This window comes from Ruegeria faecimaris (assembly GCF_900182615.1).
Classification (GTDB): domain Bacteria; phylum Pseudomonadota; class Alphaproteobacteria; order Rhodobacterales; family Rhodobacteraceae; genus Ruegeria; species Ruegeria faecimaris.
The window spans coordinates 1,168,105-1,184,354 of record NZ_FXTE01000001.1; the positions used below are offsets into that span (position 1 = coordinate 1,168,105).

General features: G+C 58.5%; 15 protein-coding genes. 7 read left to right on the forward strand and 8 right to left on the reverse strand.

The annotated features are described in order from the left end of the window. Positions 1 to 131: 131 nt before the first annotated feature. Positions 132 to 1,202 carry a Hint domain-containing protein gene (locus FN806_RS05815; protein WP_142634917.1) on the forward strand — a complete coding sequence of 357 codons (1,071 nt, stop codon included), beginning with the start codon at positions 132 to 134 and terminating at the stop codon, positions 1,200 to 1,202. Here the strand turns inward: FN806_RS05815 and FN806_RS05820 are convergent, their stop codons facing one another. Together FN806_RS05820 and FN806_RS05825 are read right to left on the reverse strand one after the other, a co-directional pair. Then, on the reverse strand, positions 1,203 to 2,393 hold the full coding sequence (locus FN806_RS05820; RefSeq protein WP_142634919.1) for a DegT/DnrJ/EryC1/StrS family aminotransferase: 1,191 nt from the start codon (positions 2,391 to 2,393) through the stop codon (positions 1,203 to 1,205). It lies immediately after the preceding gene. A 40-nt stretch (positions 2,394 to 2,433) separates the two neighbouring features. After that, positions 2,434 to 3,105, reverse strand: a complete 672-nt coding sequence (locus FN806_RS05825) for an HAD-IA family hydrolase (RefSeq protein ID WP_142634920.1) — start codon at positions 3,103 to 3,105, stop codon at positions 2,434 to 2,436. Positions 3,106 to 3,239: 134 nt separating this feature from the next. On the opposite strand from FN806_RS05825, the gene glmU reads away from it, so the two are divergent. From glmU to FN806_RS05845, 4 genes are read left to right on the forward strand one after another with little or no spacing between them, the layout of a single operon-like run. After that, positions 3,240 to 4,592, forward strand: coding sequence for a bifunctional UDP-N-acetylglucosamine diphosphorylase/glucosamine-1-phosphate N-acetyltransferase GlmU (glmU, locus tag FN806_RS05830; protein WP_142634922.1), 1,353 nt, complete (start codon positions 3,240 to 3,242; stop codon positions 4,590 to 4,592). A 3-nt stretch (positions 4,593 to 4,595) separates the two neighbouring features. Beyond that, positions 4,596 to 6,416: a glutamine--fructose-6-phosphate transaminase (isomerizing) gene (gene glmS, locus FN806_RS05835; protein WP_142634924.1), complete on the forward strand. Its 1,821-nt coding sequence runs from the start codon at positions 4,596 to 4,598 to the stop codon at positions 6,414 to 6,416. A gap of 3 nt (positions 6,417 to 6,419) precedes the next feature. Next, positions 6,420 to 6,965 carry a pyridoxamine 5'-phosphate oxidase family protein gene (locus tag FN806_RS05840; RefSeq protein WP_142634926.1) on the forward strand — a complete coding sequence of 182 codons (546 nt, stop codon included), beginning with the start codon at positions 6,420 to 6,422 and terminating at the stop codon, positions 6,963 to 6,965. Beyond that, on the forward strand, positions 6,962 to 7,651 hold the full coding sequence (locus FN806_RS05845) for a DNA alkylation repair protein (RefSeq protein WP_142634928.1): 690 nt from the start codon (positions 6,962 to 6,964) through the stop codon (positions 7,649 to 7,651). The genes FN806_RS05840 and FN806_RS05845 overlap by 4 nt, the downstream gene beginning before the upstream one ends. Here FN806_RS05845 and FN806_RS05850 read toward each other — a convergent pair. Beyond that, the gene (locus tag FN806_RS05850) at positions 7,639 to 8,055 is read right to left on the reverse strand and encodes a hypothetical protein (RefSeq protein ID WP_142634930.1); all 417 of its coding nucleotides are present in this window, start codon (positions 8,053 to 8,055) and stop codon (positions 7,639 to 7,641) included. The two genes, FN806_RS05845 and FN806_RS05850, sit on opposite strands and share 13 nt — an antisense overlap. A gap of 90 nt (positions 8,056 to 8,145) precedes the next feature. On the opposite strand from FN806_RS05850, the gene moaA reads away from it, so the two are divergent. Both moaA and FN806_RS05860 read left to right on the forward strand, forming a co-directional pair. Further along, positions 8,146 to 9,153 (forward strand): GTP 3',8-cyclase MoaA, encoded by a 1,008-nt coding sequence (gene moaA, locus FN806_RS05855; RefSeq protein WP_142634932.1) that lies wholly within the window; start codon positions 8,146 to 8,148, stop codon positions 9,151 to 9,153. A 1-nt stretch (position 9,154) separates the two neighbouring features. Next, positions 9,155 to 10,465 (forward strand): 3-deoxy-D-manno-octulosonic acid transferase, encoded by a 1,311-nt coding sequence (locus FN806_RS05860; RefSeq protein WP_142634935.1) that lies wholly within the window; start codon positions 9,155 to 9,157, stop codon positions 10,463 to 10,465. A 28-nt stretch (positions 10,466 to 10,493) separates the two neighbouring features. Here FN806_RS05860 and FN806_RS05865 read toward each other — a convergent pair whose 3' ends face one another. The 5 genes from FN806_RS05865 to FN806_RS05885 all read right to left on the reverse strand — a co-directional run bounded on the left by FN806_RS05865 (position 10,494) and on the right by FN806_RS05885 (position 16,247). Continuing rightward, positions 10,494 to 11,657, reverse strand: a complete 1,164-nt coding sequence (locus FN806_RS05865; protein ID WP_142634937.1) for a M20 aminoacylase family protein — start codon at positions 11,655 to 11,657, stop codon at positions 10,494 to 10,496. Positions 11,658 to 11,672: 15 nt separating this feature from the next. Next, entirely contained in the window at positions 11,673 to 12,821 is a 1,149-nt protein-coding gene (locus tag FN806_RS05870; protein ID WP_142634939.1) for an MFS transporter, read from the reverse strand. 68 nt (positions 12,822 to 12,889) lie between these two features. Continuing rightward, entirely contained in the window at positions 12,890 to 14,167 is a 1,278-nt protein-coding gene (locus FN806_RS05875; protein ID WP_142634941.1) for a DUF3422 family protein, read from the reverse strand. 108 nt (positions 14,168 to 14,275) lie between these two features. Next, positions 14,276 to 14,632: a VOC family protein gene (locus FN806_RS05880; protein ID WP_142634943.1), complete on the reverse strand. Its 357-nt coding sequence runs from the start codon at positions 14,630 to 14,632 to the stop codon at positions 14,276 to 14,278. A 160-nt stretch (positions 14,633 to 14,792) separates the two neighbouring features. Further along, entirely contained in the window at positions 14,793 to 16,247 is a 1,455-nt protein-coding gene (locus tag FN806_RS05885) for an NAD(P)(+) transhydrogenase (Re/Si-specific) subunit beta (protein ID WP_142634944.1), read from the reverse strand. Between the last annotated feature and the right edge of the window lie 3 nt (positions 16,248 to 16,250).

Sequence of the window (16,250 nt, forward strand, 5' to 3'; positions counted from 1 at the left end):
ACCATGAACCCGGGTCAAGCGCTGACCGAAAAAGGTTCACCCGCGAGCCGATCCGGAGCGTCACAAATTCACCATACTCGACGATTAGATCGCCAAAGCCGTTAAGGTTTTTTGCTTCAAGGATTCAGCGAATGGCCCCAACCAATGTCATCGTAAATGGTACTTTTAATAGCGGTTCCGCAAATTGGTCTGGTACGGATATCGAAGCTGACCACACTGAGGGCGCCTATCTCGGGAATGGTTCATCGAATCGTGTGGCCGAAATGGATGGCAACGCAAGCCAAGTCACGGTGATGGAGCAAACCTTTACGCTGGATGACCCCAAATCCGGCGAGCTTAGCCTGGATTCCGCACTTAGGACGGCATCTAACTCAAATGCAGGCAGCGAAGGATTTACCGTCGAGATTCTGGACAGCAACGGCGTCGTTATCGCCTCGATGACCGTTCTGCCGACCGCGAACAGCTTTTCCACATTCACCATGCAGGTCGATTTCCCTTCCGCCGGTGACTATACTCTGCGCCTTACCGAACTTGGCCTTAATGATAGCCTTGGCGCCATTGTCGATAACATCGAGTTACTGGTGTGTTTTTGTCAGGGCACCCTGATCGAGACGGAACTCGGGGAACGTCCCGTTGAAACCTTGCGTGAAGGTGATCTTGTGCTGACCCGATCGGGGCTGAAACCTGTCAGATGGATCGGACAGCGGCATCTTTCGGCAACCGATCTGGCAATCAATCCAAACCTGAATCCGGTTCGAATCGCGAAATCCGCATTGGGGGACGGTTTGCCGAAACAGGATCTATTGGTTTCCCGGCAGCACAGAATGCAAATCTCTTCGGCGGTGGCGCAGCGCATGTTCGGATCGCCGGATGTGCTGGTCGCGGCCATCAAGCTGTCGGAATTGACGGGGATCGAGATAGACAACAGCCTTGATCAGGTTGTGTATTACCACCTGCTGTTCGACAACCATGAAATCGTTTTTGCAAATGGCGCCCCGAGCGAAAGCCTGTTGCTGACCGACACGTCACTGGCATCCGTTACGGCGCAGGCTCGCGAAGAAATCCAAATGATCTTTCCAAATCTGCTGGAAGCCAAGAATACGATGCCGTCTTATCCGATCCCTGAAAATCGACTGCAAAAACGACTGGTCGAGCGGCTGCGGAAGAACCAAAAATCCCCGCTCGAATCACAGGTAATGTGATCAGGATTGGAACACCGCGCCGACTTCGGTGCGAATGATCCGTGCGATCAACCGGCAATCATCCAGTGAAAAAGTCAATGGCACCCGCATATCCATGATCCCGCTCAAAATGCGGTCACTCGCAGGCAGAGGCGCGCTTTCCACATATCGCCAACTGTCATAGCGCGAAGTAAACCCGGTGGGCTCTGCTCCGCCGAACCATTTCAGATCCACACCACGCGCCGCGCAGCGCTGCATCACAAGAGCAATCCGTTCGGGTGACCAGTCCAGCAGCAAGAACTGAATCGACGAGCCCACATAAGTTTCCGCCTCGGGTCGTTCGACAATGGTAAGTCCCGGCGTGCCGCGCAGCCCTTTTTCGATCTCGACATAGCGCTCATTCCACCGGTCAATCTGTTGTTCCAGATTGCGAAGCTGCGGCCTAAGGATCGCGGCCCTCAAATTGTCCATGCGCCCTGAGACATTGGGCGTGGTGTACTTGATCCGCTCGAACACCTCTGGGCCCGGCGCTGCAAGGTGGCGCTCATACAGCATGTAGGATCCTGAAAGGACCGTCGCCTTGGCAGCCAGTTCCTCGTCATCGGTAATCAACAACCCGCCTTCACCGGAATTTATGTGCTTGTAGGTCTGGCAGGAATAACACCCGATAACGCCCTGCCGTCCGGATTTTTGCCCGCGCCATGCGGCGCCCATCGTGTGCGCGCAATCTTCGATCACGGCCACACCGGCGGCATCGCAGATTTGCATCAACCGATCCATGTCGCACAGATGCCCGCGCATATGGCTGAGCATCAGCACATCAGACTGATCCAGTTTGCTTTCGAGATCATCCAGATCAATCGTCAGCGCTTCGGTCACTCCGACAAATACCGGCTTGGCTCCGATCGAGGCAATCGCCCCTGGCACCGGCGCCAGGGTGAAAGCGTTGGTCAGAACCGTATCTCCGGGCTGCACCCCTATCGCGCGCAATGCTGTCGCCAGTGCATAGCCGCCCGAGGAGACCGCCAGACAGTATTTTGCACCGGTCTGCGCGGCAAATTCCTGTTCTAACAGGGCGGTCTCGGCCAGTTCGCCGGGCGACACGTTATATCTGTGCAGCCGGCCATGACGCAAAACGGCCAGAGCCGCCTCGATCGCCTCATCCGGGATTGGTTCCTGCTGGGTGAAATTGCCAGTAAACTTCTCAGTCATCTTTTCGCTCTTGAGGCCGCGATGGGCCGGGGTCAAGGGGTCAGGCTGCAGCTCCGACCAAATCAAAAACAAGTTTCGGCAGGTCATCAAAATGATGTAACAGCGCTTCGGGTTTCAGCGCAGCCATGTCGTCGCCAGATGGCCCGAATGTTACAAGCACCGAAGGTACACCTGCAGCACGCGCCGTATTCCGGTCGGTGTCGGAATCCCCGATCAGAACGCACAGATCCGGGTGCCCACCTGCCCGGCGGGCAGCTTCACGCAGGGGCTCCGGATCGGGTTTGCGAACCGGCAAAGTATCCGCACCGACGAGTGAGCCGAACCGGTCGCGCACACCCATTTGGGTCAGCAACTGATGTGCCAGAGCCTCGGGTTTATTGGTGCAGATACCAACGCCATAGCCGGCCTCTTTCAACTTTCCAACCGCGTCCAGCGCGCCTGGGTAAAACCGGGTATGGGTGTCAATCGCCTCCGAGTACGCCTCTAAAAGCATAGGGTAATAAGCGTGAACAGCCTGTTCGTCATAGGCCCCAACCCGCTTCAAACCGTGGGTCAGCATCATCCGCCCACCACGCAAAGCGATACCAGCATCCTGCCCGTGGACCAGCACATCGCCGTGCCCCATATCGCGAAAACAATGGTTTGCGGCCTCCAGCAAATCCCCGGAAGTATCCGCCAGTGTCCCGTCCAGATCAAAGATGACTGTTCGCATTACGCCTCCTGCCTCGGCGGGTTTTCGCCACGTCTTGTTGCAAACGGCAATCTAGTTTGATGGCTGAACCGCTTGCGACTTTACCCTCAGCGGATAAAACGGACTGCAACAAAACACAAAGAGAAAACGATTTCATGAGTATCGCCCTTGTCATCCTTGCTGCCGGTAAAGGCACCAGGATGAATTCGGATATCCCGAAAGTCCTGCACCCGATTGCTCAGGCGCCTATGCTGGTCCATGCCATGCGTGCCGGTGCGGTGCTGTCGCCCGAGCGGACCGTCATTGTCACCGGGCACGGGTCCGAAGCTGTTGCCAAAGCAACCCTGGCCGAGGACGAGACCGCACAAATCACCATTCAGGCCGAACAGCTGGGCACCGCCCATGCTGTCGCACAGGCGCGCGAAGCGCTGCAGGGTTTCAACGGCGACGTGGTTGTTCTGTACGGGGACACGCCCTTTTTGCAACCCGATACGTTGGAACGTATGATCGAAGCACGGGCCAAGAACGATCTGGTTATTCTGGGTTTTGAGGCCGCAGATCCTGCACGCTATGGCCGGTTGGTCATGAACGGACAGACCCTTGAACGCATCGTCGAATACAAAGACGCCTCGGATAATGAGCGCGATATAACACTTTGTAATTCTGGTCTTTTGGCCTGTGACGCAGAATTGCTGTTTTCGCTGATCGACGACGTCGGCAATGACAATGCCGCCGGTGAATACTACCTGCCGGATGTCGTGGCAATCGCCCGATCCCGTGGCCTGAATGTCACCGCAGTCGCCTGTGACGAGGCACAAACGTTGGGTGTGAACTCGCGCGTTGACCTGGCCGCTGCGGATGCGGTTTTTCAGGCCCGTGCCCGCGCCGATCTGCTGGATCTGGGGGTCACGCTGATGGCGCCGGAAACCGTTTATCTGGCCGCCGACACCGTCATTGGCCGCGACACAGTGATAGAACCCAATGTGGTCTTTGGCCCCGGTGTCACGGTGGAAAGCGGCGCGACGATCCGGGCATTTTCTCATCTTGAGGGCTGCCATGTCAGCCGCGGCGCCATCGTCGGCCCCTATGCCCGCCTGCGCCCCGGCGCTGAGCTGGCAGAAAACACCCGCGTCGGCAATTTTGTCGAGATCAAGAATGCTGAGATCGCCGAAGGCGCGAAGGTCAACCATCTCAGCTATATCGGGGACGCAACGGTTGGGGCGGCGACGAATATCGGCGCGGGTACGATCACTTGCAATTACGATGGCGTAATGAAGCACCAAACAACCATCGGCCAGAACGTCTTTGTCGGATCGAACACCATGTTGGTGGCACCTGTCACCATTGGTGACGGCGCGATGACGGCCACCGGAACCGTGGTGACGCGCGATGTGGAAGCGGATGCTTTGGCCGTTGCGCGCGCCAAGCAGGACAACAAGCCCGGTTATGCGCGTAAATTGTTTGACATGTTGACGGCGAAGAAGGCTCGTCGCGACAAAGGAGCCTGACAGATGTGTGGGATTGTAGGCGTATTGGGCAAGCACGAAGCTGCCCCCATCCTGGTCGAGGCCCTAAAACGGCTGGAATACAGGGGGTATGACAGTGCAGGCATTGCTACGGTCAATGGCGGATCCCTGGGTCGGCGTCGGGCTGTAGGCAAGCTGGTAAACCTCAGCGACCTGCTGGTGCATGACCCGCTTCCGGGTAAATCCGGTATCGGCCATACCCGCTGGGCCACCCATGGCGCGCCGACAGTTTCGAATGCGCATCCCCACCGGGCCGGGCCGGTTGCCGTTGTTCACAACGGCATCGTTGAAAACTATCGAGAGCTGCGGACAGAGCTGGCGGAACACGGGATCGGGTTCGAAACCGAAACCGATACGGAAACCGTCGCCCTGATGGCTGAACATTACCTCAAATCAGGGCTGCCCCCGGTTGAAGCCGCCTATAAAACCATCGACCGGCTGGTCGGCGCATTTGCCTTGGCCTTTCTGTTTGACGGCGAAGATGACCTGATCGTGGCCGCGCGCAAAGGCTCGCCACTGGCAATCGGGCACGGGGACGGAGAGATGTTTGTCGGCTCGGACGCCATCGCGCTAGCGCCGCTGACGGATCGCATCACCTATCTGGAAGAAGGTGACCGTGCGGTTGTGACCCGCACATCGCTGGAAATCCGCAACGAAGCAGGTGAGCTTGCCAATCGCGAAACCCGCAAGATCAAAGTGGATCACAGCCGCGCCGACAAGGCCGGGCACAAGCATTTCATGGCCAAGGAAATCGCGGAACAGCCGATTGTGGTTGCCGAGGCGATCCGGTCCTACCTGCCCTCTGCCGGGGATCAGGTCGTTCTGCCGGGGGATCTGGATTTCACCAAGCTGGACCGTCTGACGATGGTCGCTTGCGGGACTGCTTTCTACGCCTGTTTGACCGCCAAATACTGGTTCGAGCAACTTGCCAGAATACCGGTCGAAGTCGATATCGCCAGCGAATTTCGCTATCGTGAACCTCCGATCCCGGAACGCACTATGGCGCTGTTTGTCAGCCAATCGGGTGAAACCGCCGACACGCTGGCCGCCCTGCGGTATTGCGACGGCAAAGCGGACAAGGTCGTCTCAGTCGTCAATGTTCCAGAAAGCTCGATCGCACGTGAAAGCGACATCGCCCTGCCGATCCATGCCGGGGTTGAGATAGGCGTCGCCTCGACCAAAGCCTTCACCTGTCAGCTGAGCGTGTTGCTGATGCTGGCGCTCAAGGCTGCCGCGGACCGTGGCACGTTGAGCGACGAGGAACTTGCCGATCACGCCGCCGCGTTGCGCGGGCTGCCTTCGGTGCTGAACACCGCGTTGGATCAGAACCGGGCCATCAGGAAATCCGCCCAGCGCTTGTCCGAGGCGCGCGATGTTCTGTTTCTGGGACGCGGCCTGATGTACCCGCTGGCGATGGAAGGGGCGCTGAAACTCAAGGAAATCAGCTATATCCATGCCGAAGGTTATGCTTCGGGTGAGCTAAAGCACGGCCCCATTGCCCTGATCGACAAACACATGCCCGTGGTGGTTCTGGCCCCGCGAGACACGGTGTTCGACAAAACCGTGTCGAATATGCAAGAGGTCATGGCACGCAAGGGTAAAGTCATCCTGGTGTCCGATGATGACGGCATCGCCGAGGCGGAAGACGGGGTCTGGAGCACGATCCGCATGCCGCATGTGCACCCCAGCCTTGCGCCGATCCTCTATTCGGTGCCCGCTCAGTTGCTGGCCTATCATACGGCGGTGGCCAAGGGCACGGATGTGGACCAGCCGCGCAATCTGGCGAAATCCGTAACGGTGGAGTGACGCATGTCCAAGCAATTTCCGGCGCTGGATGACGCCCATTGCAAGTTTATCGAGGATCAGCATCTGTTCTTCGTCGGCACCGCCGGACATGAAGGACGGGTCAATATCTCTCCCAAAGGGATGGACTCGCTGCGGGTAATGGGGCCCAATCGGATTGTCTGGATGAACCTGACCGGCAGTGGCAATGAAACCGCCGGGCATTTGCTGGAGGTCAATCGCATGACCCTCATGTGGTGTTCCTTCACCACACGCCCGCTGATCCTGCGGACCTATAGCACCGCGCGTACATTGCATGCCGGGGACGAGGGCTGGGACGCATTGGCCGGGCTGTTTCCCGACCACCGCAGCGCCCGCCAGATCTATGACCTTGCGATTGACATGGTTCAGACCTCTTGCGGGTATGCCGTACCGTTCATGGAATACCTGTCCGAACGGGACACGATGCAGAAATGGGTCGACGGTAAGTCCGATGACGATATCCGAGATTATTGGGTTGAGCGGAACCATCAGACGATCGACGGCAAGCCAACACGCGCTGCGGACCAATGACCCCCGTCACCTATCTTGACCAGATCCGGGCCCATGCCGACCCCGAGCGCGCCGTGCAGATGGCGGCTTATCACAAGGTCGAACGCCTCTATCTGGGTGTTGCAAATCCGGTTCTGAACGATCTGACCAAACTATGGCGACAGGAACTGGACGTTGCTGCGCGGGTGGATCTGGCTGACGCCCTCTGGCAGACCGATATCCACGAGGGCCGTCTTGCCGCAGCCAAGTTGCTGACCCAAGCCCGTATCCGCCCCGATGAGGCTGCTTGGGACCTGCTGCAAAGCTGGTTGCCGGATTTCGACGCCTGGGCGGTGGCAGATCACGCCTGTATGGCGATGCAGAAACGCTTGTCTGCGGACCCGGCGCGGTTGGATCAGGTCGAAAGCTGGACAGCGTCAGACCACATGTGGACACGGCGCGCCGCGCTGGTGGCCACCCTGCCCTGGACCAAGCAGAACCACCCCAAGCCAGAAGACCTGAACCGGCGCGACCGTATTCTTGGCTGGGCAGCGGGCTATGTGCCCGACCGTGACTGGTTCATCCAGAAAGCAATCGCATGGTGGCTGCGCGAGCTGTCGAAACATGACGCGGACCGAGTGGTTAACTTTCTGCGCGACCATAGTGCGGCCATGAAGCCCTTTGCCCGGCGTGAAGCTGGCAAATATCTGAAAGGTCAGTTGGAATAAACTTCCAGCTCGACAAGTTCGTCATAAGGCAAAAGCAGCGCCCGCATTGCATCCAGCGACAGCCTGCTGCCGCCGCTTTCGGGCCCACGGGCCGGGACCAGCGTGATATAGGCCTGCGCCCCTGTTCTGGGCACAACAACACGTCCTGTGAACTCTGTCTCGACCAAAGGCGTTTCCATCCAGCGTCCAGGCGTTGTCGGATCACCCAAGCTGGCAATGGTGGTCTTGGCGCCAACCCAACCAGCGGCGGTTGCGGGGACCGGAACGGATTCGGTGACGTCAGCTTCCGCGGCGACCTCTGGTTCAGCCGCAGGTTTGTCGCGACCGAAAACCCGATCAGTTGTCGAGCGGACAGTGTCACAGCCCGCAACAAGGATACAAATAGTCAGCAGAGTGTATTTCATGGCCTGAACTTAGCCCCCCTCACAGGACTGTGCCAGCACAAAGCACAGTTCAGGCTTGTCGCAGGCCAGTCGCCGCTTTACGTATGACTCATGACAGCTCCGCTTATCGACCCGTTCGCACGTGCCATCACCTATCTCCGCGTCTCCGTTACGGATCGCTGTGATTTTCGCTGTGTTTACTGCATGTCCGAAGACATGAAGTTCCTGCCGAAAAAGGACCTGCTGACGCTGGAAGAGCTGGACCGTATGTGCACGACCTTCGTGAAGATGGGCGTGGAAAAGCTGCGCATCACCGGGGGCGAGCCGCTGGTCCGCCGAAACATCATGTCATTCTTCAATGCCATGACCCGGCATCTGGACAGCGGCGCGTTGAAAGAGCTGACGCTGACAACCAATGGCTCGCAACTGCACCGCTTTGCTGACGATCTCTATGCGGCGGGCGTGCGCCGGGTGAATGTGTCGCTGGACACGTTGGATGACGAGAAATTCAGCCAGATCACCCGTTGGGGCCGGTTGAAACAGGTTCTGAACGGAATTGACACGGCCCAAAAGGCTGGCCTGCGGGTCAAGATCAACGCCGTGGCCCTGAAAGGCTTCAACGAGGCCGAGCTTCCAACAATCACCCAATGGTGCGCTGAGCGCGACATGGATCTGACCTGGATCGAGGTGATGCCGATGGGCGATATCGGGAACGAGAACCGTCTGGATCAGTACTGGTCGCTCAAGGATGTCCGCAAGGAATACGAAAGCCACTATACCGTCTCCGATCTGGCAGAACGCACCGGTGGCCCGGCGCGATATGCGCGGCTTGAAGAAACGGGCCAGAAGATCGGCTTTATCACACCGCTGTCGCATAATTTCTGCGAAAGCTGCAATCGCGTCCGCCTGACCTGTACGGGTGAATTGTACATGTGTCTGGGCCAAGAAGACATGGCCGATCTACGTGCCCCCCTGCGGGATCATCTCGATACCGAGGCGCCGCTGGAACAGGCCATCCGCGCGGCGATAAATCTTAAGCCCAAAGGCCACGATTTCGACTATTCCCGCCAGGCGGTCGACGGCAAGATGAGCCGCCATATGAGCCATACGGGCGGCTGACATGACCGCCCCCTCTGGCCAGCCGACGCTGCTTTACCGTTTGTATTGCAGCCTGACCGCCGTTGCTGCACCTTTGGCTTGGCGCACCGTGCGCAAGAAACTCCTGGCGGCAGATGTCCCGACAATTCGCCAGCATGAAAGGCTCGGCCATGCCAGCCTACCACGCCCCAAGGGCCGATTGATCTGGTTCCACGCTGCAAGTGTGGGGGAAACCCTGTCGGTCATCAGCCTGATCAAACGGCTGGGTGAACGCCTGCCGGATGCCCAGTTCCTGGTTACCTCGGGCACCCCAACTTCGGCGGCGCTGATCGAAAAACGGATGCCACCCCGTACGCGACACCAGTATCCGCCGCTGGACACCGCAGGGCCGGTCCGGCGATTTCTGGATCACTGGCGCCCCGAAGCCGGAGTATTTGTCGAAAGCGAAATCTGGCCACGCCTGATCGTTGACGCGGCTGGACGGGGAATCCCTCTGGCCCTGTTGAATGCGCGCCTTTCAGATAAATCCGTCGAAGGTTGGAAAAAACGTCCACAAACCGCACGATTCATTTTGGACAATTTCAGCCTGTTCCTGACCCAGAATGGCAAAACCGCCGCTAATCTGGTGGACATGGGGGCTGTGGCGGACCGCGTGCAACCGGGAACCAACCTCAAAGCGATGTCCGATCCGCTTCCGGTCGATAATTCTGTGTTGGAAGATATTCAGACCCAGATTGCAGGGCGTCCTGTGTGGATCGCCAGCTCGACCCATGCCGGAGAAGAAGAAATCGTTCTGGCTGCCCATGCAAAATTGCTGGAACGTTGGCCCGACCTGCTGCTGTTGTTGATCCCGCGCCACCCCGAACGCAGACAGGATGTGGCCGCGCTGTTGAAACAGGCCGGTCAATCCGCAGTTTTCCGAACATCGGAGGGGCGGATCGAAACTGAAACACAGGTCTATGTTGCCGACACACTGGGCGAGACGGGCACGTGGTATGCGCTGTGCCCAATCGTATTTCTGGGCGGTTCGCTGCACGAGATCGGCGGCCATAACCCGTTCGAACCCGCGCAGGCTGGGGCGGCGGTAATAACCGGTCCCGGATACTTCAACTTTGCCGAAACCTTCGCGCCGCTCATCGAAACCGGTGGCGCGATTGAGGTGAACTCTGCGCAAGACCTGACAAACGCGGTCACGATTTGGCTCACCGATCAGGCCGCGCTGAATGCAGCGCGCGCTGCCGCGAAATCCTGCGTCAACACGCAGAAATCCGCGCTCGATTCCATTGTCGAGACCCTGTGCGACCGGCTTGGCCTGAAGACCACCGGCGTTTAGGGGCAGAGCACCTGCCTGCCCCTTGGGATCACGCCGCTGGCATCCTTTGCTCCACGATTTCGGCCCACCAGCTGCATCCTGCAGGGATAGCCTCATCGTTGAAGTTATATTCGGGATGGTGAACTGCTGCGGTGTCCCCATTACCCACCAAAATATAGGCGCCCGGACGCTCTTCGAGCATAAAGGCGAAATCCTCGCCGCCCATGATCAGCGGTGCCTGGTCACAATCGCCTGAGACGGACCGCGCCACCCGCGCTGCGAAATCGGTTTGATCATCACTGTTCACCATCACCGGGTAGCCCCGGTAATAGGTCACCTCAACCGCTCCTCCGAATGTGGCGGCCACTCCGGTGCAGATCTCGGTCACGCGCTTTTCGGCCATATCCCGCATGTCCCGGCTCATTGTACGGACCGTACCTCGCAGCTTTACAGTCTGAGGGATCACGTTGAATGCAGTTGAAGAGGTTTCGAACGAGGTCACCGAAACAACCACCTGATCCACCGGGTCAGCGTTTCGCGCCGCGATGGTCTGGAGCGCCAGAACCGCCTGCGCCGCCATCACCGTTGTATCCACGGTTTCATGCGGCTTGGCTGCGTGGCCGCCTTTGCCTTCGAAAACGATGTCGAACTGATCAGTAGCTGCGAAAAACGCGCCAGGACGGATGGCGAAACTGCCCACCGGACGGCCGGGCCAGTTATGCATTCCGTATACTTCCTGAATGCCCCAGCGATCCATCATCCCGTCTTCACACATCTCACGACCACCGCCGCCGCCTTCTTCGGCAGGTTGGAAAATGACCACCACTGTCCCGTCAAAATTCCGCGTTTCCGAAAGGTATTTCGCCGCCCCCAACAACATCGCAGTATGACCATCATGGCCGCAGGCGTGCATCGCCCCATCGGTATTCGAGGCATAGTCCAATCCGGTCGTCTCATGGATCGGCAGCGCATCCATATCGGCGCGCAAACCGATAACCTTGCCGCCCGTGTCCGCCTTGCCCTTGATCACACCCACCACGCCCGTTCGGCCAATTCCGGTGACCACCTCATCGCAGCCGAACTCTTTCAGCTTTTCCGCCACCAGCGCACTGGTGCGATGGGTTTCAAACAGGATCTCTGGATTTTGGTGGATATCACGCCGCCATTCCGTGATTTCACTCTGCAGTTCTGCGAACCGGTTTTTGATCGGCATGTGTATCTCCCAAAATCATCGTTCGTCGCTGTCACCGGGACGCAACGCGCCGGATAACAGGACAATGAAAACAGCCAGCGGCAGCAAGGCCATGAATGCAAGACGCAATGTAAGCATCTCTGCCAGAAACCCAATAAGGGGCGGGCCAATCAACAACCCGCCATACCCTAATGTGGCCACGCTGGCGATGGCTTGACCAGGCGGGACATGCGGATCATTTGCCGCCCTGCTGAACGCAACCGGCATGATCACTGCATATCCAAGCCCCATCAGTCCAAACCCAACCAGAGCAATCCCGGGGCCATCGGCCGAGACCACAGCCAGCACCCCCAAGGCGGCGCATACCCCTCCGAAACGGGCCGTTGCGGTTGGTCCGAACCGCGCGATCACGACGCCGCCTGCAAGACGGAAGGCGACCATCGTGACCGAAAACACCGCAAATCCCAGCGCCGCGACACTTTCGGGCGCACCGGTCACATCCCGCAGGAAGATCGCGCTCCAATCTGCGACGGCCCCTTCACCCAACGCCCCGCACAGGGCAAAGAACCCGACAAGTATCAACCCACCCGACGGGAGGGCAAAAACCGCCCCGCCCGAGGGCGCAACACGGCGCGAATTCCACTGCACCCGGGACAGGGCCAATGTCAGCCCAACCACGAGGCCACCGGCCAGCAAAAAGTGCTGCATCACCGTCAGGTCCGCTTGCACCGCGCCAAATCCGCTCAACGCGCCCAAACCCGCCCCCAAGCTCCACATGGCGTGGAACGACGACATGACGGGCCTGTCATAGGCGCGCTCAACCTCGGCGGCCCAGGCGTTCATCGCCACATCCATCGAGCCGTGGAAGGCCCCGAATACGAACAGGAAAAACGCCAGCGCCCAAAAGCTTCCGGCAAAGGCCAGCAGAATAAGGGAGGCGGTATAAAGAATGGCGATGATCCGTGTGATCACCACAGCCCCGAACCGATCTGTCAGACGTCCGGTAACCGGGAACGAACACACAGCCCCAGCCGCCATGAACAGCAAGCCGTAGCCAAGCGCTTCGTGCGACAGGTCCAGGTGATCCCTGACTGCGGGAATACGCGAGGCCCAGATCCCGAACAAAGCGCCGTTCAAAATGAACATGGCCGCCACGGCCCGCCAAGCGGCCATAATCCCGATCACGTATTTTCCTTTGCTCCGCGCCCGCCCCTGTCAGTTCTACAGCCTAGGGAAGGTTTAGCAAACGCGGATTAGGCCAACCGCTTTCGTATATGCCTGATACCCAGCCAGACACACAGGACAACCGGCAAGGTTGCCGCCGCGGTCAGCATCCCCTTGCTGATCCCGGTGGCGGTCAACGGGTACAACAGATAGCTGGCCAGTGAGACCGCATAATAGCTAATCGCCACCACGGAAAGCCCCTCGACTGTGTGCTGCAACCTCAGGGCCAGATCAGCACGGCGGTCCATACTTTCCAGCAAGGCCTGATTCTGGGCGCTGCGTTCCACATCTACCCGGGTCCGCAGCAACTCACCCCCCCGGATCGCCCGGTCGGACAAGGTCTGCAGCCGACTTTCCGTGGCTTTCACTGTCCGAATTGCGGGCTCATACCTGCGCATCATGAAATCGGCAAAGGACTGACGGCCCTCGAACCTTTCCTCGCGCAATACCTCGATCCGTTGGTTCACGATGGCCTCATAGGCCCCGGTAGCCCCAAAGCGAAATGCGCATCGGGCAGAAAGCGTTTCCAATTCGATGGATGTAGACAGCAGATCCGGCAGTAGTTCGTCAGGATGCGCCGAGTTATCTGTCATCTGCCCCATTAGCCGGGTCAGCTTTCCATCCAGCTCTCCGATTTTCGGCATCAGTTGCTTGATGCGAGCAAAGCCCAACATGGACATGGCCTTGTAGGTTTCGATCTCGCACAGGCGCTGGATGATGCGCCCGGTTCGGCGCTGTCCTGTTCCCTTGGTCACGAAGAGCGCGAACCGCATATGCCCAGCCGGATCAATCCGAAAGTCACTGGCACAAATCGCAGCATCATCCAGCACGCGCGCAACCGCAAGGCTTTCGGGTTCGAACCATTCGGCCAGCGCGGCTTTTACCGCCTCATCATCTGGTCTTTCAGTCACCCGAACCATGGCCGAGGTTATCCTCTGGCCCGGGCTGGCCATCAGCCAATCAGGTGGGAAAGCCTCAAAATCAGCGGGGTTGAAGGCCCGGTCACTGACATTCCGGGTGATCGCCGTATAGGTCACAAATTCCGTGTGCTGCTCCCACTTGAGCCAGTGACGGCCGATCTGACCCGCGTAATGCGTCGCGTCCGGCTGCGGGTGCTGCGCACCGTGACGGTCCAGAAGATTGACCAGATGGGCTATGTCTTCGCTCCGGTCCCGCGCAACCGCCGCCACGGGTTTCTTGATGGCCAAAAACGCAACGGTGCATGGCGTCGAGGCCACGGGAAACGGGCGCGCATGCAGCTCGTTGGCCAGCGAATAGCGCAGTGGATGATCGTCGATCGGCGTCATTGAATGCTCCGGCGTTGTCCGGCGCACTATACGACAGTTCAAAAATACATCAATTATCTTTTTATTTCAATAGCTTACATGGATACTACGGTATACAAACCCCTTATGTCATTGATTTGGCTGCCACAGTTCGATTGGGTTGCCCTCAGGGTCGTGAATACGTGCGAATTTTCCAACCTCGCTATCCCATTCCGGATTGGTCTCGACGGCAATGCCTGCGGCTTGCAACTGGGTCGTCATGGCAGACAGATCGTCAACCCGAAAATTGATCATCCACTGCTGCTCGGCGCGGCCAAAATAATCGGTGTCCTGCGCAAACGGGGCAAAGACCGTATAGCCTTCGCGCTGTTTCCAGGGGACGGGATCGTAATGATGAACGCCAAGATGGGTCTCGTACCAATCCCGCAGCGCTTCCGGATCTCTGGCGCGAAAAAACACGCCACCTATGCCGTTGACCTTTTCCATGGGGCACCTCCTAGTCTCTCTTTAATAGCCCAAGGATACCACATTCCGTCCGCCTCATCTGGCCAGAAATTTCCTGGAGGCTTGGGGGCAAAGCCCCCAACATGACAAACAAGAAAAGGGCGCCCGAAGGCGCCCTTTGCATTTTGGTTAAGGCTTTAGATCAATCGATCATCGGCAGCAGCTTGTCCAGCGACTGTTTCGCGTCGCCATAGAACATGCGGGTGTTCTCTTTGAAGAACAGCGGATTTTCGATACCCGAATACCCCGTACCCTGACCACGTTTGGACACGAACACCTGCTTGGCCTTCCAGCATTCCAGAACCGGCATACCGGCGATCGGGCTGTTGGGGTCTTCCTGCGCTGCAGGGTTCACGATGTCGTTCGAACCGATGACGATGGCAACATCCGTTTCCGGGAAGTCCTCGTTGATCTCGTCCATTTCCAGAACGATGTCATACGGCACCTTGGCTTCGGCCAGCAGAACGTTCATGTGGCCCGGCAAACGACCGGCAACCGGGTGGATCGCAAAGCGCACATTCTTGCCCTGCGCCCGCAGCTTGCGAACCAGTTCGGACACCGATTGCTGTGCCTGCGCGACGGCCATGCCATAGCCCGGAATGATCACCACGCTGTCGGCGTCATTCAGGGCTGCGGCAACACCGTCGGCCTCGATTGCAATCTGCTCGCCTTCGACAGCCATCTGCTCACCTTGCGGACCACCAAAGCCACCCAGGATCACACTGACAAAGTGCCGGTTCATCGCCTTACACATGATGTAGGAGAGGATCGCACCGGACGAGCCCACAAGCGCACCGACCACGATCAGCAGGTCGTTGCCCAACGAAAAGCCGATGGCCGCAGCCGCCCAGCCTGAATAGCTGTTCAGCATCGACACAACCACCGGCATGTCGGCACCGCCGATGCCCATGATCAGGTGATAACCAATAAACAAGGCGGCCAGCGTCATCAGGAACAGGGGCAGGAATCCGCCCGTGGACGTGTACCAAACCAGACAGATCAGCGAGAGCCCCGCCGCAGACGCATTCAGCGCGTGACCACCGGGCAGTTTGGTTGCCGTCGATGTAACCTTGCCAGCCAGCTTGCCATAAGCCACGACCGAACCGGTAAAGGTGATTGCGCCGATGAAGATGCCCAGGAACAGTTCCACGTGCAGGATTGCCAGCTCTGCCGCTGTCTTCTTGGCGATCAGCTTGGCAAACGCGCCCAGGTCGGAAAGGTCGACGTCTTTGGCGGCATCAACAACCGCAAAAACTTCGGCGACATTCTTGATTTCAAAATGCGCGTTGAAACCCACGAACACAGCCGCCAAACCAACCAGCGAATGCATCGCAGCCACAAGCTGTGGCATCTCGGTCATCTGGACGCGCCGCGCCACATATTGACCGATCAGACCACCACCTATGATCAGCAGCAGTGACAGCAGCCACAAGCCCGAACCGGGGCCGACCAGCGTAGCGAAAACCGCCAGCGCCATACCGACGATGCCATACCAGACAGCGCGCTTGGCGCTTTCCTGGTTCGACAGGCCGCCAAGCGAGAGGATGAACAGAACAGCCGCAACAACGTAGGCGGCAGTGGTGAAGCCATAATCCATGTG

Bases quoted from the DNA above. Each gene is read 5' to 3' on its own strand.
- FN806_RS05840 (WP_142634926.1), top strand. From the start codon at position 6,420: ATGTCCAAGCAATTTCCGGCGCTGGATGACGCCCATTGCAAGTTTATC.
- FN806_RS05860 (WP_142634935.1), top strand. From the start codon at position 9,155: ATGACCGCCCCCTCTGGCCAGCCGACGCTGCTTTACCGTTTGTATTGC.
- moaA (WP_142634932.1), top strand. From the start codon at position 8,146: ATGACAGCTCCGCTTATCGACCCGTTCGCACGTGCCATCACCTATCTC.
- FN806_RS05825 (WP_142634920.1), bottom strand. From the start codon at position 3,105: ATGCGAACAGTCATCTTTGATCTGGACGGGACACTGGCGGATACTTCC.
- FN806_RS05845 (WP_142634928.1), top strand. From the start codon at position 6,962: ATGACCCCCGTCACCTATCTTGACCAGATCCGGGCCCATGCCGACCCC.
- FN806_RS05865 (WP_142634937.1), bottom strand. From the start codon at position 11,657: ATGCCGATCAAAAACCGGTTCGCAGAACTGCAGAGTGAAATCACGGAA.
- FN806_RS05885 (WP_142634944.1), bottom strand. From the start codon at position 16,247: ATGGATTATGGCTTCACCACTGCCGCCTACGTTGTTGCGGCTGTTCTG.
- FN806_RS05875 (WP_142634941.1), bottom strand. From the start codon at position 14,167: ATGACGCCGATCGACGATCATCCACTGCGCTATTCGCTGGCCAACGAG.
- glmS (WP_142634924.1), top strand. From the start codon at position 4,596: ATGTGTGGGATTGTAGGCGTATTGGGCAAGCACGAAGCTGCCCCCATC.
- glmU (WP_142634922.1), top strand. From the start codon at position 3,240: ATGAGTATCGCCCTTGTCATCCTTGCTGCCGGTAAAGGCACCAGGATG.
- FN806_RS05880 (WP_142634943.1), bottom strand. From the start codon at position 14,632: ATGGAAAAGGTCAACGGCATAGGTGGCGTGTTTTTTCGCGCCAGAGAT.
- FN806_RS05850 (WP_142634930.1), bottom strand. From the start codon at position 8,055: ATGAAATACACTCTGCTGACTATTTGTATCCTTGTTGCGGGCTGTGAC.
- FN806_RS05820 (WP_142634919.1), bottom strand. From the start codon at position 2,393: ATGACTGAGAAGTTTACTGGCAATTTCACCCAGCAGGAACCAATCCCG.
- FN806_RS05815 (WP_142634917.1), top strand. From the start codon at position 132: ATGGCCCCAACCAATGTCATCGTAAATGGTACTTTTAATAGCGGTTCC.